Annotated in this window: 23 protein-coding genes, 1 tRNA gene and 2 rRNA genes; 18 read left to right on the top strand and 8 right to left on the bottom strand. The window is 40.7% G+C overall.

The window, feature by feature from the left end; translation table 11 throughout:
* Positions 1-134 precede the first annotated feature (134 nt).
* The 3 genes from E0E32_RS16240 (at position 135) to E0E32_RS16230 (ending at position 2806) form a co-directional block, all read left to right on the top strand.
* Positions 135-965 carry a dimethylarginine dimethylaminohydrolase family protein gene (locus E0E32_RS16240; RefSeq protein WP_130860231.1) on the top strand — a complete coding sequence of 277 codons (831 nt, stop codon included), beginning with the start codon at positions 135-137 and terminating at the stop codon, positions 963-965.
* Positions 966-1063: 98 nt separating this feature from the next.
* Positions 1064-1135: transfer RNA gene (locus E0E32_RS16235), tRNA-Ala, on the top strand.
* 276 nt (positions 1136-1411) lie between these two features.
* The gene (locus E0E32_RS16230) at positions 1412-2806 is read left to right on the top strand and encodes an IS4 family transposase (RefSeq protein ID WP_130859979.1); all 1395 of its coding nucleotides are present in this window, start codon (positions 1412-1414) and stop codon (positions 2804-2806) included.
* 254 nt (positions 2807-3060) lie between these two features.
* Here the strand turns inward: E0E32_RS16230 and E0E32_RS16225 are convergent, their stop codons facing one another.
* Complete coding sequence (locus E0E32_RS16225; RefSeq protein ID WP_130860889.1) at positions 3061-3180, bottom strand: GapA-binding peptide SR1P; 120 nt, start codon at positions 3178-3180, stop codon at positions 3061-3063.
* Positions 3181-3408: 228 nt separating this feature from the next.
* Here E0E32_RS16225 and ald point away from each other — a divergent pair, with 228 nt between their 5' ends.
* Positions 3409-4524, top strand: a complete 1116-nt coding sequence (gene ald / locus E0E32_RS16220) for an alanine dehydrogenase (protein ID WP_130860230.1) — start codon at positions 3409-3411, stop codon at positions 4522-4524.
* 37 nt (positions 4525-4561) lie between these two features.
* Here ald and E0E32_RS16215 read toward each other — a convergent pair whose 3' ends face one another.
* From E0E32_RS16215 to E0E32_RS16205, 3 genes are all read right to left on the bottom strand, one after another.
* Positions 4562-4807, bottom strand: a complete 246-nt coding sequence (locus tag E0E32_RS16215; RefSeq protein WP_066185833.1) for a YuzB family protein — start codon at positions 4805-4807, stop codon at positions 4562-4564.
* A gap of 97 nt (positions 4808-4904) precedes the next feature.
* Positions 4905-5591 carry an LrgB family protein gene (locus E0E32_RS16210; RefSeq protein WP_130860229.1) on the bottom strand — a complete coding sequence of 229 codons (687 nt, stop codon included), beginning with the start codon at positions 5589-5591 and terminating at the stop codon, positions 4905-4907.
* Positions 5584-5952 (bottom strand): CidA/LrgA family protein, encoded by a 369-nt coding sequence (locus tag E0E32_RS16205; RefSeq protein WP_130860228.1) that lies wholly within the window; start codon positions 5950-5952, stop codon positions 5584-5586. Before E0E32_RS16205 ends, E0E32_RS16210 begins: the two co-directional genes overlap by 8 nt.
* Positions 5953-6226: 274 nt before the next feature.
* On the opposite strand from E0E32_RS16205, the gene recX reads away from it, so the two are divergent.
* The 3 genes from recX to E0E32_RS16190 all read left to right on the top strand — a co-directional run bounded on the left by recX (position 6227) and on the right by E0E32_RS16190 (position 7834).
* Positions 6227-7039, top strand: a complete 813-nt coding sequence (gene recX / locus E0E32_RS16200; RefSeq protein ID WP_130860227.1) for a recombination regulator RecX — start codon at positions 6227-6229, stop codon at positions 7037-7039.
* Positions 7040-7094: 55 nt separating this feature from the next.
* Positions 7095-7424, top strand: coding sequence for a YfhH family protein (locus E0E32_RS16195; RefSeq protein WP_066185824.1), 330 nt, complete (start codon positions 7095-7097; stop codon positions 7422-7424).
* 140 nt (positions 7425-7564) lie between these two features.
* Entirely contained in the window at positions 7565-7834 is a 270-nt protein-coding gene (locus E0E32_RS16190) for a YfhJ family protein (protein ID WP_066185822.1), read from the top strand.
* 48 nt (positions 7835-7882) lie between these two features.
* Here the strand turns inward: E0E32_RS16190 and E0E32_RS16185 are convergent, their stop codons facing one another.
* Positions 7883-8872: a metal-dependent hydrolase gene (locus E0E32_RS16185; RefSeq protein ID WP_130860226.1), complete on the bottom strand. Its 990-nt coding sequence runs from the start codon at positions 8870-8872 to the stop codon at positions 7883-7885.
* A 110-nt stretch (positions 8873-8982) separates the two neighbouring features.
* Here E0E32_RS16185 and mutY point away from each other — a divergent pair, with 110 nt between their 5' ends.
* The 4 genes from mutY (at position 8983) to E0E32_RS16165 (ending at position 12899) form a co-directional block, all read left to right on the top strand.
* Complete coding sequence (gene mutY / locus E0E32_RS16180; protein ID WP_078059862.1) at positions 8983-10119, top strand: A/G-specific adenine glycosylase; 1137 nt, start codon at positions 8983-8985, stop codon at positions 10117-10119.
* 121 nt (positions 10120-10240) lie between these two features.
* A complete protein-coding gene (locus E0E32_RS16175; protein ID WP_066185812.1) occupies positions 10241-10414 on the top strand; it encodes a gamma-type small acid-soluble spore protein in 174 nt (57 codons plus the stop codon).
* A gap of 179 nt (positions 10415-10593) precedes the next feature.
* Positions 10594-11121, top strand: coding sequence for a nucleoside tri-diphosphate phosphatase (gene ntdP, locus E0E32_RS16170; RefSeq protein WP_066185809.1), 528 nt, complete (start codon positions 10594-10596; stop codon positions 11119-11121).
* A 29-nt stretch (positions 11122-11150) separates the two neighbouring features.
* A complete protein-coding gene (locus E0E32_RS16165; RefSeq protein WP_066185807.1) occupies positions 11151-12899 on the top strand; it encodes an ABC transporter ATP-binding protein in 1749 nt (582 codons plus the stop codon).
* Positions 12900-12951: 52 nt separating this feature from the next.
* Here the strand turns inward: E0E32_RS16165 and E0E32_RS16160 are convergent, their stop codons facing one another.
* Entirely contained in the window at positions 12952-14040 is a 1089-nt protein-coding gene (locus tag E0E32_RS16160; protein ID WP_235817421.1) for an FUSC family protein, read from the bottom strand.
* 123 nt (positions 14041-14163) lie between these two features.
* Here E0E32_RS16160 and bcbE point away from each other — a divergent pair, with 123 nt between their 5' ends.
* A complete protein-coding gene (bcbE, locus tag E0E32_RS16155) occupies positions 14164-15369 on the top strand; it encodes a bacillibactin exporter BcbE (protein WP_286171961.1) in 1206 nt (401 codons plus the stop codon).
* Positions 15370-15408: 39 nt separating this feature from the next.
* Here the strand turns inward: bcbE and E0E32_RS16150 are convergent, their stop codons facing one another.
* Positions 15409-16698 carry a glutamate-1-semialdehyde 2,1-aminomutase gene (locus tag E0E32_RS16150; protein ID WP_066185798.1) on the bottom strand — a complete coding sequence of 430 codons (1290 nt, stop codon included), beginning with the start codon at positions 16696-16698 and terminating at the stop codon, positions 15409-15411.
* Between the two features lie 151 nt (positions 16699-16849).
* Between E0E32_RS16150 and bcp the strand changes: the two genes are divergently transcribed.
* The 3 genes from bcp to perR all read left to right on the top strand — a co-directional run bounded on the left by bcp (position 16850) and on the right by perR (position 18602).
* Positions 16850-17320: a thioredoxin-dependent thiol peroxidase gene (bcp, locus tag E0E32_RS16145; RefSeq protein WP_130860225.1), complete on the top strand. Its 471-nt coding sequence runs from the start codon at positions 16850-16852 to the stop codon at positions 17318-17320.
* A 68-nt stretch (positions 17321-17388) separates the two neighbouring features.
* The gene (locus tag E0E32_RS16140) at positions 17389-17946 is read left to right on the top strand and encodes a cob(I)yrinic acid a,c-diamide adenosyltransferase (protein WP_066185792.1); all 558 of its coding nucleotides are present in this window, start codon (positions 17389-17391) and stop codon (positions 17944-17946) included.
* Positions 17947-18152: 206 nt separating this feature from the next.
* On the top strand, positions 18153-18602 hold the full coding sequence (perR, locus tag E0E32_RS16135) for a peroxide-responsive transcriptional repressor PerR (RefSeq protein WP_066185787.1): 450 nt from the start codon (positions 18153-18155) through the stop codon (positions 18600-18602).
* Between the two features lie 151 nt (positions 18603-18753).
* Here perR and E0E32_RS16130 read toward each other — a convergent pair whose 3' ends face one another.
* Entirely contained in the window at positions 18754-19104 is a 351-nt protein-coding gene (locus E0E32_RS16130; protein WP_066185785.1) for a YgzB family protein, read from the bottom strand.
* 170 nt (positions 19105-19274) lie between these two features.
* Here E0E32_RS16130 and E0E32_RS16125 point away from each other — a divergent pair, with 170 nt between their 5' ends.
* The 3 genes from E0E32_RS16125 to E0E32_RS16115 form a co-directional block, all read left to right on the top strand.
* Positions 19275-20147, top strand: coding sequence for a nucleotidyltransferase-like protein (locus E0E32_RS16125; protein ID WP_066185782.1), 873 nt, complete (start codon positions 19275-19277; stop codon positions 20145-20147).
* A gap of 293 nt (positions 20148-20440) precedes the next feature.
* Positions 20441-22005 (top strand): 16S ribosomal RNA (locus E0E32_RS16120).
* A gap of 374 nt (positions 22006-22379) precedes the next feature.
* A 23S ribosomal RNA gene (locus tag E0E32_RS16115) occupies positions 22380-23825 on the top strand; the annotation flags it as partial.

Below are 23825 nucleotides of genomic sequence, written 5' to 3'. Positions count from 1 at the left end.
CTGGGCAAATAGCGTATGATATACAATGAGGCTTATCTGGTATATAATTCTGAAAGTCAATCAAGATTATCCCTGAAATAAAAGGGGTAGGACAGTAATAGCACACTTTGACAGGAAAGAGGAGTCAGCAATTCATGGTCTATCAAATAAATGAATACGATCACTTAACACGAGTGATCACTTGTCCACCAATGTATATGGAAATCAGAAATATTATTAATGAAACACAGCGAAAATATCAAAAGGAAAATATCAACACCCGTTTAGCCATGCAGCAATATCAGAACTTTGTGCAAACCTTGAAAAAATTAGAGATCGAAGTGATCGAGCTAACACCATCCCCAGATTTGAATGAACAAGTTTTTACCCGTGATATTGGTTTTACGATTGATGAACATTTGTTTACTTGCAAAATGGAACAGCCGATTAGAAAAGGGGAGGTAGAGGTCCTCCAGCAGACACTCCAACAGCATGACATCGATTGTCAGCCATTAACGGTTGATACGATGGAAGGTGGTGATATTGTCATTACCGATGACATCGTTTATGCTGGTAACAGTAATCGAACCACTGCCAAGGCTATTCAACACCTCCAGCAATTGCTTCCAGACAAACAAATAGTACCATTACCGATGAGAAAGGATATTCTCCATCTAGATTGTTGTTTTAACCTAGTTAGTGAAAGGGAAGGTCTCATATATGATGGTGCTTTTTCCACTGATGATGTCCGACAGCTGCATAAACGATTTGATTTAATCGAGGTGTCAGCTGAGGAACAATTCTACATGGGAACGAATGTATTATCCCTTGGTGATAGAGTCGTTATTTCTTTGCCTGAAAATAAACGAATTAATCAAAAGTTAGAGCAGAAAGGATTCCAAGTGATAGAGGTACCCTTTTCTGAGATTATCAAGTCTGGTGGTTCATTTCGTTGTTGTACGTTACCTGTTCAAAGGAAATGCTAATTTGTCTACCTTACCGTATAACAGAAAATCTGCAATTAATATAAATTTATGCTTGAAGAGACGAATGAAATTGCTTATAATAGGTAAGGTAGCCTAAAGGGGCATTAGCTCAGCGGGAGAGCATCGTGCTGGCAGCGCGAGGGTCAGCGGTTCGAATCCGCTATGCTCCATAAAAAAAGAACCTGGCAGACTGATATCAGTCTGCCAGGTTCTTTTTTTGGATAATATAGCTGTTGCTTGGCGTTGATGATTTATTAAGATCAAAATAGATGATGACCAACATTCAGGGAGTAAGACTTATAAACTCAAGTTTCGGAGTTTAAAAAATGACCTGACTCCTTGTTGCACTTAGTCTTGGAATGAAATAATTATCATTAAAATACAAAAAACACCCTATTCTTTGGTAAAATATAGGCACCACACCAACCAAAGAAAGGATGTTTTCCGTGTCTACTATTTTACCAAATTCTAATGAAAATGAAAAATCAAATTCCCGTATGCTGCAGTTTTTTACTCAAGCTAAGATTGGAACTTTTCTTAATCAGGCCCATGTTCACAAGGAAAAAGGATTTTCCCCACGTCTTATTATGCAATTTATTTTCGCACTTGTACTTCATGGAATGAGTTTTTCCAGGGCGCTGGAATCAGAACGTGTTTCAAAGGATTTTGAAAAGGATACGGTGTATGAGTTCTTGAAAAACCCAACTTATAACTGGCGTAAATTCCTTTCCAATGTTGGCTCTAATCTTGTTATGAAATTCTTGCTCCCTTTAACTTCCGAGGATCGTGACCGAGTTCTCATATTTGATGATTCTTTGTTCAGCCGCAATCGCAGTAAAGCGGTCGAACTGCTTGCCAGAGTGAAAGACCATACAACCGGAAGATACTTTAAGGGATTTCGTATGCTCACGCTTGGCTGGTCAGACGGAGCTTCTTTTATGCCACTTGCTTTTTCGCTTTTAAGTTCAAAAAATGAGAAAAATCGTTTTCAAGACGTCGATTCAAATATAGACAAGCGAACAGTCGGTTATAAAAGACGCCAAGAGGCAACGAAAAAAAGTACAGAGACGATGTTTGATCTTCTCGATTCCATTAACCCAAATAAGCTAGGTGCGAAAACGGTTCTTTTTGACAGTTGGTTCGCATATCCAGCTATCATATCGAAAATCATAAAAAACTATTCGCTAGATGTTGTTTGTATGATCAAACGTTCACCTAAAATTCACTACACCTATGAAGGTGAATCTTACACATTGAACCAGCTTTACAAGAAAGTTCGTAAAAAGCGTGGACGTGCTAAGATCCTTGCGAACATTGTAGTTGGACTTCGCCATGACGATAAAAATGGGAATGAAATTCAAGCACGCATTGTATTTGTTCGTGATAGAAATCGTTCCAAACAATGGCTTGCGCTTTTAACAACCAACCTCGAACACACGGAAGAAGATGCTATCCGTATTTATGGCAAGCGCTGGGAGATCGAGTGCTTTTTCAGGGTGGTCAAATCCAATTTGCGACTGGCAAAGGAATTTCAATGCCGTAGCTATGATTCCATGACTGCACACACTACAATTGTTTTCCTGCGTTACATGATGTTGTCACTTAGCGTACGGGAAGAAGAAGACCATAGAACAATTGGTCAACTTTTCTATGTGTGTTGTGATGAGATAGAAGATATCCGATTTGCACAAGCATTGATGACTATCCTAGAATTAATCGGTTCAACAATGGTAGAAGAATATCTACTAACTGATGAACAAATCAACGAGTTTTTTAATCGGTTCTTCCGCAAATTACCTGATTATTTGCGGAAATCGCTGCTTCATACTGATGTAGCCTGATAATAAAAACTATATTATCCCTTTAGTACCAAGTATTGAAGCTTATTTGTCTTGTCCGAAACTTGAGTTATAAATGTAACAAAAACGTGTTACAAGCAAGTCTTTGCTTGCATTATTTTCTGTTAATACCTCGTTTGATCTCATCATACCGCCTAAATGGATCAAGAACACCTATCCGATATCAATCCACAATAATTTCATTCAACTTATATAGGTTGTAAATTCAAAAAAATGAACACGCTTTCTTTCGGGAGTTACCTTACAGTCTGATGCCGGCATCTTGGGTTTTTGCAAAAGGAATAGTAAGTAGTAACCTTATCAGTAGAGAATACATCTATTGCATTTCCACAGTTCCCACAAATGATCTGACCCATTTTTTGCGGCTGTCTTGCTTTGTACATTATCAATTCCTCCTTAGATAGTTTACTTACTAATAATGTACACTATATAATTATAAAATGCAACGCAATTACAAAAAAAGCACACTAAATAACTCGAATCTCTTTACCATAAGCTATTTTTTTATGGGCGTTATTTTTCATGCGAAAAAGGGAAGTACTATAATAAGATTAAATATCTCGTTCAAGAAAGTTGGTGTTGTTATGAAGATAGGGGTGCCTAAGGAAATGAAAAGTAACGAAAATCGAGTAGGGATGACTCCTGCGATGGTCTTGATGCTTACCCAGCAAGGCCATGAGGTAGCGATAGAGACTGGAGCAGGAACAGGAAGTAGTATTGCAGACGAGGATTATCAAAAGGCCGGTGCAACCATTGTACCAACGGCAGAGCAAGCTTGGGCGCAGGAATTGGTGATTAAAGTAAAAGAGCCGCAGCCAGAAGAATTCGCATTTTTACGCGAGGATCTGGTATTATTTACTTATTTACATCTAGCTGCCGAAAAAGAAGTGACCGAGGCATTATTAGAAGCAAAAACAACTTCGGTTGCTTATGAAACGATTCAGAACCCAGATGGTAGCTTACCTTTACTAGTACCAATGAGTGAAATCGCCGGTCGAATGTCTGTACAAGTGGGTATTCGCTTTTTGGAAAAAATATATGGTGGAAAAGGTATCTTACCAGGTGGAGTTCCTGGCGTGTCACCGGCGAACGTTATGATTGTAGGTGGAGGCATTGTAGGTAGTAACGCCGCAAAGATTGCGGTTGGACTAGGTGCGAACACGACATTATTGGATATCAATATCGAGCGTCTACGACAACTTGAAGATTCCTTCCAAGGCAAGATTCATACCCTGGCTTCTAATGAATTTAACCTAAGAGAACAAGTGGAAAAAGCGGACTTGATCATCGGAGCAGTGTTGATACCTGGAGCCAAGGCACCAAAACTTGTAACAGAAGAAATGGTGCAAACGATGGAAAAAGGATCTGTCATTGTCGATGTAGCCGTCGATCAAGGAGGATCGATTGAAACCATTGATAGGATTACCACCCATCAGGATCCGATATATGTTAAACACGGAGTCAATCATTATGCTGTTGCTAATATCCCAGGCGCAGTAGCAAAAACGTCAACCTACTCACTGACTAATATGACTGCACCCTACATCCTTAAATTGGCAAACCAAGGTTTGTTAGAATATGGACGACAGGATTCAGCCTTTGCCAAGGGAATTAACACCTACCAGGGTAAGCTTACTCATGAAGCCGTTGCAGAAGCGCACGATAAACGTTTCATAGATATATCGGCTATCTTTGAATAAAAAAACTAGAGCTCATAGAAGCTCTAGTTTTTTTAAATTATTGATAAAAGGCCAATTCTTCTTCAATCGCCTTTCTGATCTTATCTAATGTTTCTTCCGGCGTTTTTCCATGGACACGTTGGTTATTCACTAATGCATAGGGCTTTAATCTGCATAACCCGCAAAAGCTTAGACAATCACTGATTAATACCGCTACTTCTGGATATTCTGATTCAATAATATGTTCTATGTCCAACGTATTCATTAAATTACTATCACAAATTTCTACGACAACGATTCCCATAGCATCACCTTCCTATGTCTTTCCTGCAAGACATCAAGAGAATCATCAGTTAAAAATAACGCTTGTTCTACGGGTTGTCAACTTATCTGTTCACTCATTATATCAATGATAAGATAACAGGTACAAGGAAGGAGACCATCACTGCGCTAATAATCATCGATAAGGCACTTACTGCTCCTTCTAATTCCCCTAGTTCCAGTGCCTTAGCAGTCCCAATCGCATGAGAGGCGGTACCGATGCTAAGACCTTTGGCGACCGGGTGTGTAATTCGACATAATCGAAGAATGGAAGGACCAAACATAGCTCCACTTATTCCTGCTACCATGACAAATACGGCGACAAGTGATATATTTCCTCCCGCAGTTTCTGTAATGCTAATGGCAATCGGTGCGGTAACTGACTTGGCTGCTACCGACTGAATCAGCCAACGATCAAAGCCAAGCAATAGGCTTCCCACAGTACCGGTGATAACTCCCATTAATGAACCAGCAAATATACCGACGATAATTGGCAGAGCAAATTTTTTGATCAAGCCAAGCTGCCGGTATAAAGGAATGGCTAAAGACACGACGATGGGTCCTAGAAATAAATCAATCCACTGAGCACCCATCATATAAGTGTGATAAGGAATATCGCTAATTAATAGACATAACACGATGATAACTGTCGAAAGAAAGATAGGCAGTGTAAATGGGCTTGGTTTTAGATAATAAATCTTCTTTGCGACCTGGTAAAGGATGATTGTCGTAATAATTGCGGTTAGTCCAATAAGAATATCAGTCATGAGCAGCCTCCCCTTTTTTTAGCAGTTGATCTGTTATGAGACCAGTGATACCAATAACAAAAAAGGTGCTAATGATAACCAGCAGTACCAGTAAACTCCCTTTACCATAGAAAAAGTTGATATATTGAACGACCCCTACAGTGACCGGAATAAAGAAAAAAGGTATATCCTTCAGTAGCCAATCAACTCCTGATTGTAGCCAAGTGATAGGAATAACCTGCAGACTTAACAGACTAAATAGTAATAACATGCCAATCAAACTACCCGGAATAAAAAGGGAGAAGCAACTTTGAATTAGCTGTCCAATATAATTAAAAAGGAAAAGCGTACCAATTTGTAATACCATGATTAAATACTTCACCTGCAAAACCTCCGTTATTAATCATATGCCTTTTTTGAAATGCAGGCAAGCAGCAATTTTATATAAGTAAATGTAGACTGTTTGATATAATAGGATTTGAAAAGATGATGATATTGAACGAATCGGAGTATCGAGAAGTCGGGCTATGCAAGAGTAGCTGTTCCATCTATATCCATGTAATAAAGTTGTTTGTTACAAGTTTCTACTTCGAATACAAATTCTTATTTGACGAACAAATGTTTGTTTGTTAAAATAAATAAGTGAGGTGAATAATATGCCTGAAATTGCGAAGATCTCGGCTCAAAAAAAACGCAAGGACCGCTATAATATATTTTTCCAGGAAAACGGCCAGGAATATTATGGTTTTAGTGTTGGTGAAGATGTACTTATTACTTATCATTTGCACAAAGGGCTTGAGCTCACTAATGAGACAATTGAAAAAATTCAGGAGCAGGATGCAGCGCATAAGGCCTATCTTTTCTCGATAAGATACTTAAGTTATCGGATGCGTTCCGAGAAAGAAATAGCTGATTATTTGCGGAAGAAGGAGATTGACCCTGACTATATTGAGGAAGTTATCACTAGGCTGAAGAAGGAACAACTTTTAGATGACTTGGCCTTTAGTGAAGCCTTAGTAACTACTAGAATACAGACTTCCAGCAAAGGTCCGCTCATGATAAAAAAAGAATTAGCCGAAAAAGGAGTAGCTCCAACAATTATTGAACAGGCAATAACGGCTTATACTTTTGAGAAACAAACCGCTAAAGTTGAAAAATGGGTAAATAAACAATTAAAGCCTTCCAGTAAAAAATCGCACCAACAGCAGATCAATAGCACGACACAATCGCTATTACAGAAAGGATTTACTCAAGAAGTGATTTCTGTAGTGTTGGCACAAATAGCTGACCAGCGTGATCAGGGCGAAGAGTATAAAGCCGCTGTCTATCAAGGAGAAAAATTAATAGCCAAGTTCCAAAAGAAAGAATCTGGCTATATGTTAATACAGAAGGTCAAGGCAGGTTTGTATCGAAAAGGCTTTCCAGTTGATTTGATAGACCGTTTTATTGATGAGTACATAAAAGAATAATCCCTTGCACAAACATGCTAAAATAGTAGTAAGAACAATAAATGGTGGTGTAATAATGGACCGTAGATACAGTACATATACAGTAGAAGAATTGCATGCCGAAGTAGCTAGTCTGAAAGAAAAATTGCAAAAGGCGGAGCAATGGGGAAATATAAGTGAGTATGAAATTTTACAGAGGAAAATGCAAATGGCTGCTGCTTATTTGGTGAATCCAGCAGATTTTGAAAAGGGTGCGCGTTATGAATTAGCTGGAGATCCCGGACAACAATTTGAAATAACCTATATTAATGGTGTATTTGCATGGGGATATAGAATTAATTTATTAGGCCAGAAATTTGAAAAGGAAGAAGCCGTACCACTTTCCATCTTAGGAGATAAACAATGACACTATATAGGTTTCACCGATATTCCCTGAAGTATTGCAACAATTAAGATAACGTCCAGTAGGAGGATTTTATTGGTTTTTCACTAAAATAGCATAGGGACACTTAACGCAGTGATCCATTTAATGAGGAGAAGATGACGATGCAGGAAGAGATACAGAAGTTATCAGAAGAACTAAAACAGAAAGATACCTCACTCACCTTATTAGAGGCGCGAAGTTGGGTTGAATTATTGTGGGAGGATTTTGAAGCATCCCGTGCAAAGGCTGGGCGTGAGTATGAAGGGGCGGATATCACCGCAAAGTTCGTTCGTCATTTTATTGATCAGTACGGCAGTAACCTGACAGATTTTGCTACCAGATATCCCAAGTATCAGCAAATGATTGATAAAAGTAATAAAACCATTCACTAACATAAAAAAACAGGGGAAGTTATCATCCCCTGCCTTGCTCAAGCTTGATTACGCCATTTTGCTGTCCATTTTTAATTTATCTTGAAGTTTTTCCTCTGAGAAAACCCATCCTGTATAGGAGTTCATTAGACGCATGTTGTCATCAATCTGTACAATGGCGATAAAAGTATAGTGGCCTTCCTCCGATCGATAGCGTAAATCGATGAAGCGAACTTCACTAAAATCATCGTATTCACTAATTTCCCAGCGATAAATAGGGGAAAATGACAGGAATGCCGATATATTTTTATCCTGTTTAGCAGCGGTTATCAATTCATTATCCGGAACTGGAATACGCGCAAATCGGTCTTCGATGGTAATATGACCATCTCCAACTCTGCCAACATAATAATAATTGGTGGTTGTTAAGGCAACTCGCCAAATGTTTTGTTTCGTTGTGGGCGAAGTCGCAATTTGTTCCACTCCGGCAAAATTGCCATGAATAATCTTGACAATTTCACGCTTGTCGATAAAACGTTTGATGTAATACAATAAAATAATAAAGTAAATTAATAACCAAGTATATCCTGGATTCGCTCCAAGCAACCAGGCAATAATGCCAATAACATGCAAGCTGAATATATAAGGGTCGAATGTACTGATAAATCCATATGCCACCCATTTTTTTGTGAATGGCCGATATGCTTGCGTACCATAGGCATTAAATACATCGACGAACACATGTAAGATTACAGCTAGAAATGTCCATAACCACAAGTGCAGAAAATTAACTTCTGGAACAAATAAATATATCAAGGAAGATACGGATATGCCCCAAAAAAAGACGGCAGGCATCGAGTGGGTAATACCACGGTGATGCCGAATATACACCGCATTGTTTCTCAGTTTTAAAATCGTATCAAAGTCTGGTGCGTGTGATCCGATAATCGCACCAACCATTATCGAAGTAAAAAGGGTTGTATCTTGTTGTACTACTGGATCTAATGTGGCTAGTCCACCTATGGCAATGCCCATCGTAATATGTGTGGCAGTGTCCATATTAGCTGCCCCTTTCTGTATAGAACGTAATTTCATTAACTCAATCATGTTAGAAGTGGTTGTTTAAAACCCTCGAATAAATATTTAGTTTAACTACTTTTTATTTTATCATGGTACTAACATACAGTAAAATCATTGCGATTGCACTATTCGCAATAAACCAATTAAAGAAGGATGAAGCTATTGTGTCATACACGTCTACTATTAATATACCCCAATTTCAACAGGATTTAATCAACTGGTTTGAAAAGGAGCAGCGAATATTACCATGGCGGGAAAATAAAGATCCATATCGTGTTTGGGTATCAGAAATTATGCTGCAGCAGACAAAGGTTGATACTGTCATTCCTTATTTCCAACATTTTATGAAGCAGTTTCCTGATTTAGAAGCATTAGCAGAGGCGGAAGAACAACAGGTGTTAAAAGCGTGGGAGGGTTTAGGCTATTATTCGCGAGCACGTAATTTACAAACGGCAGTTAAAGAAGTTGTCAGTGAATATCGCGCACAGGTTCCCGAGACCCCAAAAGAATTAGGTGAATTAAAAGGGGTAGGTCCTTATACCAAAGGGGCAATATTAAGCATTGCCTATAACAAACCCGAACCTGCAGTTGATGGGAATGTCATGCGAGTATTATCTCGAATTTTGCGAATTGAGGAAGACATTGCTAAAGCAAAAACAAGAAAAACCTTTGAAACAGCAGTTTACCAACTTATTTCAAAAGAAAATCCGTCTGCCTTCAATCAAGGACTAATGGAACTAGGGGCATTAGTCTGTACTCCCAAAAAACCGAGTTGCCTCTTATGCCCGGTTCAACAGCATTGTTTAGCCTTTCAAGCTGGAGTGGAAGAGACCTTGCCAGTCAAGGTGAAGAAAACAAAACAGTCTACGAAGCATTATGTAGCATTTATTATAGAAGATGAAACAGGTAGGTGTGTATTGGAGCAACGTCCAAATAATGGGTTGTTAGCTCAGATGTGGCAGTTTCCGATGGTGGATACCACGACAATTGATGAACAGCACTTAGAGGCATATATACAAGAAAAATTTCAAACGAAAGTATTGCAGACAACGGAGAAAGAACCGGTGAAGCATGTGTTCTCTCATTTAATTTGGTATTTAACAGTTAAACATATAAAAATAAAAGGAACGATTAGATTACCGGCTAGGATGAAACTTCTTACCAAGAAAGAAGTAGAACAATATCCCTTACCAGTATCCCACCAAAATATTTATCGGCAATTATAATAATCCAATGTCTTTTTTAAATCATTGGATTGTTACGGACTACCTCACATAAATCCTTATCATTTTTTTGCGAATAAAAAATAACAGCTTGGGTAAATTAAATGTCGTGGAGGTGATATCAATGGCTAAACGTAACAATCAAAACAACCCAAGCAAAACAAATGCAGAAGAAGTGAAGCGCCAAAACCAACAAGCGCAACAAGGTCAAGGTCAATATGGTACTGAATTTGCGAGCGAAACAAACGCACAGGAAGTACGCAAGCAAAATCAAAAATCTGAAAATAAAAAGCAATAGTTATAAAAGCCTAAGAAAGCTTGATTCTCAGCAGCAGGGAGTCAAGCTTTCTTTTTGTTACTATACATATTCCTAATAAAATAACCCAGACAAACACCAAGCTATAATTGTATTATTTTCAATTGTAAATATTTATCGTTATAATATGAGTTACACAAAATACAGAAAGGAAAATACGTATGGACGACCTTGAACCAGGAAAGACAATACAAATACAGAGTTATAAGCACAATGGTCAGCTCCATCGTGTCTGGGATACAACAACAGTGTTAAAAGGGACAAGCCGACAGGTAATAGGTGCGAACGATAAGACATTGGTAACGGAAAGTGATGGAAGGACATGGATTACGAGGGAACCGGCTATTTGCTTTTTTCATGTAGAATATTGGTTTAATGTGATCGGCATGTTGCGTGATGATGGGATATACTATTATTGTAATATCAGTTCGCCATTTGTTTTTGAAGATGGAGCGGTAAAGTATATCGATTATGATTTGGATGTCAAAGTATTTCCAGATATGACCTATAACATATTAGATGAAGATGAATATGTCTTGCACAAAAATCAAATGAAGTATCCGGAAGTGTTGGATAAAATTCTTAGGAATAATCTTGATCAATTATTACATTGGATCAGACAAAGAAAGGGGCCATTTTCAGCAGAGTTTGTAGATCAGTGGTATGAACTGTATTTGACATACAGATAAGCAAGTAGAAAGAAAAGAGGTAGAAACTTTTGAGTAGTATAAAAAGATATTTACAATATGTCTTCCCATATAAATGGAAGATATTAGTGACGGTATTGATTGGCATTGTGAAATTCGGAATTCCGCTTTTAATGCCGTTAATCGTAAAATATGTAATGGATAATATTATCGGTGCAGAATCGATGACAACTAGTGAGAAACTATCACAGCTATTTTGGTTGATGGGAATTGCTGCATTTTTATTTGTCCTTTTAAGGCCGCCGATTGAATATTATCGGCAGTACTTGGCGCAATGGACAGGTAACAAGATTCTTTTTGATATTCGTGAGCGTTTATTTGACCATCTTCAGCGGCTAAGTTTGCAATTCTATTCGAGAACAAAGACGGGTGAGGTTATTTCCCGTGTTATTCATGACGTAGAGCAAACTAAAAACTTTGTGATGACTGGCTTGATGAATATTTGGCTAGATATGATTACCATTGTCATAGCCATCGTGATTATGCTGTTTATGGATGTATGGCTGACAGTAGTAGCAGTGGCCTTGTTTCCGCTATATGCAATTTCAGTTAAGCTGTTTTATGGGAGATTGCGTCTATTAACAAAAAATAGATCACAGGCATTGGCAGAAGTGCAAGGTCATTTACATGAACGAGTACAAGGTATTCCGGTTACTCGTAGTTTTGCGTTAGAGGATTACGAAGAAGGAGAATTTGATAAAAGAAACCAGAATTTTTTTAATAAGGCTATTGATCATACCGTTTGGAATGCGAAGACATTTGCCGTGATGAATACTATTACCGATGTAGCACCATTATTGGTAATTGGTTTTGCGGGATATTTTGCGATTACCTCTGATTTAACTTATGGTACGATGGCAGCCTTTGTCGGCTATATGGACCGTGTATACAGTCCATTGAGAAGGTTAATCAGCTCTTCCACTGTATTGGTTCAATCGATTGCCTCCATGGATCGTGTCTTTGAACTGATTGATGAGAAGTACGATATTCAAGATAAGCCGAATGCTCAACCATTAACCAATGTAAAGGGACATGTTCGTCTTGACCACGTTTCCTTCCGTTACGAAGACGAGGAAGACTTAGTGTTGAAGGATGTTTCGCTTGATGTGAAACAAGGAGAAACTATCGCTCTGGTTGGTATGAGTGGTGGAGGGAAATCCACTGTTATAAGTCTCATCCCTCGTTTTTATGATGTGACGAGCGGACGAATTTCTGTTGACGGACACGATATCCGCGATGTACAGGCACGTTCACTACGAGACAAAATTGGAATGGTGCTGCAGGACAATATTCTATTTAGTGAATCCATTGCAATGAATATTCGCATGGGGAATCCAGAGGCATCCGATGAAGAAGTGATACAAGCAGCAAAGGCAGCAAATGCCCATGAATTTATCACTGAATTAAGTAATGGTTATGATACGTTAGTTGGTGAACGAGGAGTTAAGCTGTCAGGAGGGCAGAAGCAGCGTATAGCCATTGCACGAGTCTTTTTAAAGAACCCGCCATTATTAATTTTGGATGAGGCTACATCTGCCTTGGATTTGGAAAGTGAACATTTGATTCAAGAGACATTGGATAAATTGGCTTCCGACCGCACGACATTTATCGTTGCCCACCGTTTATCAACGATTACACATGCCGATCGTATTATCTTAATTGAAAATGGAGAAATCGTTGAAGAAGGTACGCATCATCAATTAATGCAACAGCAAGGCCATTATTATAATTTATATCAAGTGCAGGAATTAGACGATTAATAAAGCAAAAGCGCCCATGGCAATTGGGCGCTTTTTTACTGTGGTTTTGTTGTTATACTGGTTTGCGTCTCTTCTTGAAATCAAACTCCATATGTTTATGAAAATTTTGATAACTATATAAGATTCGTTCAAAGTGCAAAATCTCTTTGTGATATTCCATTAAGCGCGAGGCTAGTGGTAATAAGGCAAGCCGCTCTTTGTCGTCTTTTTCATAAACTTGGATCAATGCATCCACAAGGTGTGGAATATCTGGATCGGTAATATCTTCGATCGATTTACTTGGGTTCTTTTTTATCTTACCCATCGCACTTAACAAAAGGCGCTCATGTGAATATATAAGCTTATCTAATTCATCTATGAGAACTTTACGGAATTCTTTCGGTATATGTTCCACCTTATCGTCGTATTGGTGGAAGGCCTCTAAAGTTGCTAAAGATTTTTTGGATGTATAGATCATCTGTCGAAACAAAATTAACTTACGCATCCTGGGCATACGAGCCTTTTTGCGATAAATTCGTTCTTCGCTGAATAGTAAATAGGTATTATCGATTCGATGAATTTCCGCTTGAATACGCTCAATCTCTGTACGTAAGGCAGGGTCATCCGACAAGTGCTTTGTCGATATACGCAGCCATTGCAAAATATCAGAAGTAATTTGATCAATCGACTTAAACAAACGCAGTTCGTATTTTGGCGGAAGAAACAATAAATTAATGACAAACGCCGATAAAATACCAAGTGTTAATGCAGAGAAACGAACTCCTGCAAAATGAAGTAACATCATTTCCGTAGTCTCCATCACTGCGAGAACGGCAAAGATGGCTAAGGCAATAGTATTTTCGTTTACCTTGAAATACATGAGAACCCCAATCACAATAATTACAGTAAAACCAATAACCACTGGATCATTTCCTAAACTAAAAACAACCAATGCACCAATGCCTACCCCGAAGATATTGGCATAAATTTGTTCCAGCATCGTCTGAAAGGAACGATAAATATTAGGCTGGATTGCAAAAGCGGCGGCAATACCTGCATAGGTTGCTGCTTGTATTCCCAGCAATTGTGCCACATATATAGCGACAGTAATTGCTAATCCCGTCTTTAATATCCTTGCCCCAAGCTTCAATTTGTGCACCATCCTTCCCATTTTGTCCAATAATTTTAGTATACCAGAAAGTATTAAAAAAACTGAGTATGAAAACGTTAGGCGTGTAAACACTACTTATAGTAACATATAACTCGTTGAATGGAAGGGAATAATGTGAGAGGAAAAAATTTAGGTATTATTGCATTAGCATCCATCCCATTGGTGATGACATTAGGGAATTCTATGTTGATCCCAGTGTTGCCAATTATTGAAAAAGAAATTCAAATCAGCTCCTTTCAGTCAAGTCTTTTAATTACGGTTTATTCCGTGATAGCCATCTTATTAATCCCCTTAGCAGGTTATTTGTCTGATAAGTTTGGCAGAAAGAATATATTGCTTCCCAGCTTACTTATAACGGCAATTGGTGGTCTGGTATCCGCATTAGCTGCTTGGAAAATGGCGGATCCTTTTTATGTAATCTTGGCAGGCAGATTCCTACAAGGTATGGGAGCGGCAGGTGCATTTCCTGTGGTAATTCCGACAGTAGGAGATATGTTTGAGGATGAAACAGAAGTCAGCGCTGGACTTGGTATCATTGAAACCTCTAATACATTTGGTAAAGTACTCAGCCCAATTATCGGATCCTTCTTGGCTGTTTTTATTTGGTTTTTACCTTTTGTGTTTATTCCCATTTTTTCCGCTATTGCCATCGTGATGGTTTGGTTTTTATTAGACGCACCCAAACGAGCAGATGACAAAAAGAAGCAATCGTTTAAAGAGTTTTTACAGTGTATCCGTCAGGTTTTCCGTGATAATGGCAGGTGGCTTATTGGTACTTTTGTAATTGGGGCGATTAATATGTTTATTTTGTTTGCCTTTTTATTTCATTTTTCCTCCTTATTAGAAAAACAATATCAATTAGCTGGTGTCTTGAAGGGATTAGTGCTTGCCATACCATTATTATTCCTTTGTATCGCATCCTATGTCACAGGAAAAAAGATTGGTAAAAATAAATTGGTGATGAAATGGACGATCTTAACGGCTAATGTCATTAGCTTAGTCCCACTCTTATGGGTGAAGGATGATCTGCGTTTGACGTATCTTTCTCTGTTATTAGCAATTGCAGGTATTGGAATCGGTATTTCCTTGCCAGTACTTGATTCCCTTATTACAGAAGGAGTAGAGAAAGATATACGTGGCACCGTTACTGCTTTATATAGCAGCATGCGATTTCTTGGTGTTGCAGCAGGTCCTTTTATTATGGCTATCCTGATGGAAAAGGGAAACAGTTGGATGTATTATGTTTTGGCAGGGGCAGCTGCTGTAACCATCCTTCTTACGTTAACTGCCATTCGTCCCAGTCGAGAAGAAGCCACATAAAGGAGGCTGATCATGATAGCGATCAGCCTTCTTCTCTTCCTATTTCATCATAGAAAATGCATAGTCGATGCAGGCGATGGTATGATAAATATTTTCCTCTGTATGGGCAGTTGTTATAAACCAAGCCTCATACTTAGAGGGAGCCAAATTAATACCTTGTTGTAGCATTAATTTAAAGAACTGACCAAACCGTTCTCCGTCACTATTTTCTGCTTGACGATAATTGGTAACCTTTTCCCCTGTGAAATAAAGGGTAAGCGCACCTTTCAATCGATTAACCGAAATCGTTATATCATGTTTAGTAGCAGCTTCATACATACCATTCTCTAATAATGCACCCAATCTATCCAATTCTTGATAAATACCAGCTTGTTCTAATACTTCCAAACATGCGATTCCAGCAGACATCGAAGCAGGGTTTCCTGACATCGTGCCGGCCTGATATGCAGGACCAAGTGGTGCAACTTGCTCCATGATTTCCTTTTTACCACCATAGGCCCCGATTGGTAAACCACCGCCAATGATTTTACCAAAGGCTGTCATATCAGGTTCAACGCCTACTAGCTGTTGTGCGGATCCGTATGTGAAACGGAAGGCAGTAATCACTTCATCATAGATAACAAGGGATCCATTGTCATGGGCAAAGTCGTTCACTGCTTGTAGAAAACCATCTTTAGGTTCAACAATCCCAAAATTCCCTACGATCGGTTCGACTAATACAGCAGCAACTTGATCTCCCCAGTGTGCTAACGCCTCTTGTAAAGCAGCTAAATCATTAAAAGGTACTGTTATGACCTCTTGAGCAGTTGCTTTGGTCACACCAGCAGAATCAGGATTTCCTAGTGTGGATGGTCCAGAGCCGGCTTGTACCAACACTGAATCAAAGTGGCCGTGGTAACACCCAGCAAACTTGATGATTTTTTCTCGTCCGGTATAGGCACGTGCAACACGGACAGTGGTCATGACGGCCTCTGTGCCTGAATTAACAAAGCGTACTTTATCGAGAGAAGGAATCGCCGACTTTAATTTCTGTGCAAAAATATTTTCCAACTTGGTAGGTGTACCGAATAAAACACCATTTTCTGCAGCAGATTGGATCGCCTTAGTGATGTGAGGATGGGCATGACCAGTAATGATCGGACCATAGGCACCAAGGTAATCGATATATTGATTGCCATCAACATCCCAAAAATAAGCACCTTGTCCCTTCTCCATGTATACGGGTGAACCACCCCCAACTCCCTTAAATGCTCGGGAAGGGGAGTTGACTCCTCCAACAATATGTTCTTGAGCTTCTTTATGTAAAGCCTTTGAATTTGTGAATTGCATAACATAAACCTCCGCTAATTCTTAAATTAATAAGGTGCGTTATTATTATAACATTTAGTGCAAAAGTGGTAAAAGATAGATGTATATTAGTTGAGTGTTTGCCTGTTTTCCGATACCCTAGAAGTATTAAGAAGTAATGGAGGGATCTGTAATGACAGTAGAAGTCGGTCAAGCCGTTCAAGACTTTGAACTAATTAATAATAAAGGAGACAAGGTACAACTTTCAGATTATAAAGGAAGTCATATTGTTCTCTATTTTTATCCCAAAGACGATACGCCAGGTTGTACAACGGAGGCTTGTGATTTCCGTGATAACCATGAGAGCTTTCAGGAATTGGACGCGGTTATCCTTGGGATCAGCCCAGATTCAGAGGAGAGCCATAAGAAGTTCAACGATAAACATGACCTTCCCTTTGAATTGTTAGTAGACGAGGACAAACAAGTAGCCGAACAATTTGGTGTTTGGCAGCTTAAGAAAAAATTCGGGAATGAATCAATGGGAATTGTCCGCTCTACTTTTATTATTGATAAAGAGGGCGTTCTACGAAAAGAATTCCGCAATATTCAGGTGAAAGGGCACGTAGACAAGGCGTTAAATTATATACGTGAAGAATTATCATAAAATAAAGGGTGTGGGCCTATAGCTCGCGCCCTTTATTTTACATATTTTTGATAAAAAGGAGGAAAAGCATGCGCATCTACACAAGATCAGGTGATAAAGGAGAAACATCATTAATTTACGGGAAAAGAGTACCCAAAAACCATTTACGAGTAGAGGCATACGGTACTTGTGATGAGGTGAATGCAGTTATTGGCCAGGCTGTCAGCAGTTTAGATCAGGAAAACTTCTCAAACAAGCAGCACCTAATAAATGAACTTTTACAGATACAAACCATTTTATTTCATGTAGGCTCCGAGCTGGCGACACCTACAGATAAAGAAGTAACGTGGCAGTTAACACAAAATCATCTCGAACAGTTGGAAAGGCAGATAGATCATTGGCAATCCTATCTTCCAGAACTGCGTCAGTTTATTTTACCAGGAGGTCATATGGCAGCAAGTATACTGCAGTATGGCAGGACAGTAACGCGCCGTGCCGAGCGATTGGCGGTAGGCTTGAAGGAAGAGTTGGCGGATTCATTGGCAATTACTTATTTAAATAGACTGTCGGACTATTTATTTGTGGTTGCGCGTTTGGTGAATCACCAATTACAAGTGGCAGAGATCCCATTGAAAATCGATATTTAGAGGTAATAAAAGGCTATTTTCGCATCTTTGGCACAAAGAATTCATAAAAATCAGTTTGGACAAGTATACTTGCATTGACAGAATATCAGTAAAAGGAGTACACTAATTATAAGAATTATAAAGTAATAATTGTATTAATACTGGTGCTATTGTAATCTGGTATTATATAGAGAAGTTTTACAATTATGCAGTAGAAAGTGAGGTGCATGGCGGTGTCTGATCATAAGTTGCAAGAGGCTGTAGATAAGTTGAAATCTTCTGGTGTTCGAATCACGCCTCAACGTCATGCGGTGTTGGAATATTTGTTGAATGCGGACACACACCCAACTGCTGACGAAATCTATAAGGCATTGGAAGGTAAATTTCCGAACATGAGCGTAGCCACTGTCTATAATAATTTGCGGGTATTTCGTGAAATCGGTCTGGTCAGAGAACTCACGTATGGTGACTCTTCCAGTCGATTTGATTGTGATACATCTGATCATTATCATATTATATGTGAGACTTGTGGCAAGATTGTTGATTTTCAATATCCAAGTCTAGATGAAGTTGAAGCCTTGGCTGAGCAGATTACTGGATTTGAAGTCACCCATCATCGGATGGAAGTGTACGGGGTATGTCACGCATGTAAAAAAGAAAATAATAAAGCCATTTAATGCGCACACACACGAGCGTTTCACCAACTCGTGTGTGTTTTTGTGAGTAGGATAAATGAAATGTTCAGGTTAGTGGTGATCAAATACTACGGCAGTGATTTTAAGCATTGCCATACTAAAAGCTAATAGTAGTCCTAGATCTCCTTCACATTTACCTTCTTTTATTATATTTTTCATCGAATTCTTTACCTTCTAGATCCTTATCCAAGGTGAGTGGCTGCTTACAGTGCATGCAGGCATCCACACGACCAAGCATTTTGGTAGGTTTGTTACAGTTGGGACAGATAATTTTGACCGCCCTTGTCGAAAGCATACCGATCCAAAAATATATAACCGTACTTAATACAATAGATATTGTACCAAGTATCATGAGTAATAGCATCAGCCACTCTATGTTTCTAAACAACAAACCGGCATACATAATAACAAATCCAATAAAAACCAAGGCTAATGCAACGGTTCGAATTCTATTTATCTTATTACGATAGTTAATTTCCGCCATCTTTCTTCCTCCAACAAATAAATTAATTCCTGAATGGTAGTATAGCATAAAGCAGATGAAAATGCTTGTAAGTCAGCACCTGATTCAAGTAAAATCGGTTTAGATAATTTGTACTTAGGGAAAAAGTTTAAGAATAATAAGGCTGAAACACCATTAAGGGGGAGAACTACTTGGAGGATATACTACGTCCGATTTATCAAGAAAGAGCTAGCAACCGTAATACACTAGGCATATTAGTTATGGAGAAGAAAAATGCTGTCAGCCCTGAGACAGATAATTTTGATTCCATTTTATTGGTTATTGTAAAGGACTTTGAAGATAATTGGCTTGTGAAGCATTATGAATATGGAGAAAAATCAGCCGCTCTTCATATCGTGGATCAACACCAATTAGAGTCATGGATCAAGAATAGTACCTATAAGAGAGTGATAGAATGGGTTCTTGAGGGAAGAATAATTTATGATCGCAATGAGTATGTAGCAGACTTAAAAGAAAACCTTCAAACTTTTCCAGACGATCATAGAAGTCTGCGATTAACCATGGAATTCTCCAAGTTAACTCGAGGTTACAATGAATCAAGGCATCTATATGAGACTGGTAATTATTTAGACGCTTATAGCAGGTTGTTGCGTTCATTACATTATTTAGGAAGAATGGCCATTTTAGAGAAGGGTTATCACCCGGAAGTAGTGGTTTGGAATCAAGTGAAGCGGATTGATTTAGAGGTTTACCAAATCTATGAAAAACTTATCAAAAGTACAGAAGATATAGAGGATAAGATCAAACAAGCTTTAAATGATATTGATATATCCCTGACCAAGCGAACAGAACGATGTGCGGAGCATTTATTACAAGTAATGCGGACGCGTCAATCATCTTGGGGATTTGGCGAGTTAAAAATTCATCCAGAGGTATCTCCGTATGTCTATGATTTGGTTGGAATTATCGAATACTTAGTTTCTCAAAATATTGTGAATGTCGTACTGGAAGAGACTAAAAGTACCGCTGTTAAGCATCGGAAATATCAGGTGATTAACCTTTGATGGAACAACGTACTTAGCAGGCTATTATCTTGTATATAAAAAAGTTGTTGACATTAATATTGTAGCCATGGTATATTATTAGACGTCGCTGAAACGGGAAAGCAAACAACGGATTTATCAATAAAATAATTATTGAATAAAGTTATTGACATTGGCCAGCATAAGCGATATAATATAAAAGCTGTCGAAAAAAGCAGCCGAAACATTGATCATTGAAAACTGAACAAAACAACCAGTATGTGTAAGAAGAAAAGCAAAAAGCTAGCTTGTCAAAAGCGAGCACAAGTACAAACTATATTGAGAGTTTGATCTTGGCTCAGGACGAACGCTGGCGGCGTGCCTAATACATGCAAGTCGAGCGCGGGAAGGCAGCGGAACTCTTCGGAGGGAAGGTGCTGGAACGAGCGGCGGACGGGTGAGTAACACGTGGGCAACCTGCCTGTAAGACGGGGATAACTCCGGGAAACCGGAGCTAATACCCGATACCCCCTTATTTTCACCTGAAGAGAAGGGAAAAGATGGCCTCCGGCTATCACTTACAGATGGGCCCGCGGCGCATTAGCTAGTTGGTAAGGTAATGGCTTACCAAGGCGACGATGCGTAGCCGACCTGAGAGGGTGATCGGCCACACTGGGACTGAGACACGGCCCAGACTCCTACGGGAGGCAGCAGTAGGGAATCTTCCGCAATGGACGAAAGTCTGACGGAGCAACGCCGCGTGAACGAAGAAGGTTTTCGGATCGTAAAGTTCTGTTGTTAGGGAAGAACAAGTACCGTTCGAATAGGGCGGTACCTTGACGGTACCTATCGAGGAAGCCCCGGCTAACTACGTGCCAGCAGCCGCGGTAATACGTAGGGGGCAAGCGTTGTCCGGAATTATTGGGCGTAAAGCGCGCGCAGGCGGTTCTTTAAGTCTGATGTGAAATCTTGTGGCTCAACCACAAGCGGTCATTGGAAACTGGGGAACTTGAGTACAGAAGAGGAGAGCGGAATTCCACGTGTAGCGGTGAAATGCGTAGAGATGTGGAGGAACACCAGTGGCGAAGGCGGCTCTCTGGTCTGTAACTGACGCTGAGGTGCGAAAGCGTGGGGAGCGAACAGGATTAGATACCCTGGTAGTCCACGCCGTAAACGATGAGTGCTAGGTGTTAGGGGGTTTCCGCCCCTTAGTGCTGCAGTTAACGCATTAAGCACTCCGCCTGGGGAGTACGGCCGCAAGGCTGAAACTCAAAAGAATTGACGGGGGCCCGCACAAGCGGTGGAGCATGTGGTTTAATTCGAAGCAACGCGAAGAACCTTACCAGGTCTTGACATCTTTGGATGTCTCTAGAGATAGGGAGTTCCCTTCGGGGACCAAATGACAGGTGGTGCATGGTTGTCGTCAGCTCGTGTCGTGAGATGTTGGGTTAAGTCCCGCAACGAGCGCAACCCTTAATCTTAGTTGCCAGCATTCAGTTGGGCACTCTAAGGTGACTGCCGGTGACAAACCGGAGGAAGGTGGGGATGACGTCAAATCATCATGCCCCTTATGACCTGGGCTACACACGTGCTACAATGGATGGTACAAAGGGCAGCGAAGCCGCAAGGTGAAGCCAATCCCATAAAACCATTCTCAGTTCGGATTGCAGGCTGCAACTCGCCTGCATGAAGCCGGAATCGCTAGTAATCGTGGATCAGCATGCCACGGTGAATACGTTCCCGGGCCTTGTACACACCGCCCGTCACACCACGAGAGTTGGCAACACCCGAAGTCGGTGGGGTAACCAATTGGAGCCAGCCGCCGAAGGTGGGGCCAATGATTGGGGTGAAGTCGTAACAAGGTAGCCGTATCGGAAGGTGCGGCTGGATCACCTCCTTTCTAAGGATAGAACGGAACACCTCTTACGAGGTGCCACATACTAGGTTGTTTGGTTCAGTTTTGAGCGATCAANAGTTGGCAACACCCGAAGTCGGTGGGGTAACCAATTGGAGCCAGCCGCCGAAGGTGGGGCCAATGATTGGGGTGAAGTCGTAACAAGGTAGCCGTATCGGAAGGTGCGGCTGGATCACCTCCTTTCTAAGGATAGAACGGAACACCTCTTACGAGGTGCCACATACTAGGTTGTTTGGTTCAGTTTTGAGCGATCAATCTCGCTCGACCATGTACCTTGAAAACTAGATAAGAAGTATGACAAGACATCAAACAAAACAAACCAACGACTTTTTTACAGTAAGAAGCGGTGAAACATGTATCGTTAAGTGAAGAAGGGCGCACGGTGGATGCCTTGGCACTAGGAGCCGAAGAAGGACGGGACTAACACCGATATGTCTTGGGGAGCCGTACGTAGGCGTCGATCCAAGAATTTCCGAATGGGGGAACCCGCTACTTTTCATCGAGTAGCACGTTGAGCTGAATCCATAGGCTGAACGAGGCAGACCCGGGGAACTGAAACATCTCATTACCCGGAGGAAGAGAAAGCAAACGCGATTTCCTGAGTAGCGGCGAGCGAAACGGAATCAGCCCAAACCAAAAAGCTTGCTTTTTGGGGTTGTAGGACACTCCATTGGAGTTACCAAGAGAGACGTTAGACGAAGAGGCCTGGAAAGGCCCGCCAGAGGAGGTAACAGCCCTGTAGTCGACAACGTTTCTCCTCCGGAGTGGATCCTGAGTACGGCGGAACACGTGATATTCCGTCGGAATCCGGGAGGACCATCTCCCAAGGCTAAATACTCCCTAGTGACCGATAGTGAACCAGTACCGTGAGGGAAAGGTGAAAAGCACCCCGGGAGGGGAGTGAAAGAGAACCTGAAACCGTGTGCCTACAAGTAGTCGAAGCCCTTTCATGGGTGACGGCGTACCTTTTGTAGAATGGACCGGCGAGTTACGATCTCCTGCAAGGTTAAGTGGAAGACACGGAGCCGCAGCGAAAGCGAGTCTGAACAGGGCGACATAGTAGGGGGTCGCAGACCCGAAACCGTGTGATCTACCCATGTCCAGGGTGAAGGTCAGGTAACACTGACTGGAGGCCCGAACCCACGTATGTTGAAAAATGCGGGGATGAGGTGTGGGTAGGGGTGAAATGCCAATCGAACACGGAGATAGCTGGTTCTCTCCGAAATAGCTTTAGGGCTAGCCTCAAGGGATGTATGTTGGAGGTAGAGCACTGATGGAACTAGGGGCCCTCACCGGGTTACCGCATTCCGTCAAACTCCGAATGCCAATCATATTACCTTGGGAGTCAGACTATGGGTGAGAAGGTTCATAGTCGAAAGGGAAACAGCCCAGACCGCCAGCTAAGGTCCCCAAGTATACGTTAAGTGGAAAAGGATGTGGCGTTGCTTAGACAACCAGGATGTTGGCTTAGAAGCAGCCATCATTGAAAGAGTGCGTAATAGCTCACTGGTCGAGTGACGCTGCGCCGAAAATATACCGGGGCTAAACGTATCACCGAAGCTGCGGATTGATCGAACGATCAATGGTAGGAGAGCGTTCTAAGGGCGGCGAAGTCAGACCGTGAGGACTGGTGGAGCGCTTAGAAGTGAGAATGCCGGTATGAGTAGCGATAAAGAAGTGAGAATCTTCTTCACCGAATGCCTAAGGTTTCCTGAGGAAGGCTCGTCCGCTCAGGGTAAGTCGGGACCTAAGCCGAGGCCGAAAGGCGTAGGCGATGGATAACAGGTTGATATTCCTGTACCACC

This window comes from Gracilibacillus phocaeensis, assembly GCF_900626275.1.
Lineage (GTDB): Bacteria > Bacillota > Bacilli > Bacillales > Amphibacillaceae > Gracilibacillus > Gracilibacillus timonensis.
This window is presented reverse-complemented; position numbering and strand designations above follow the sequence as displayed.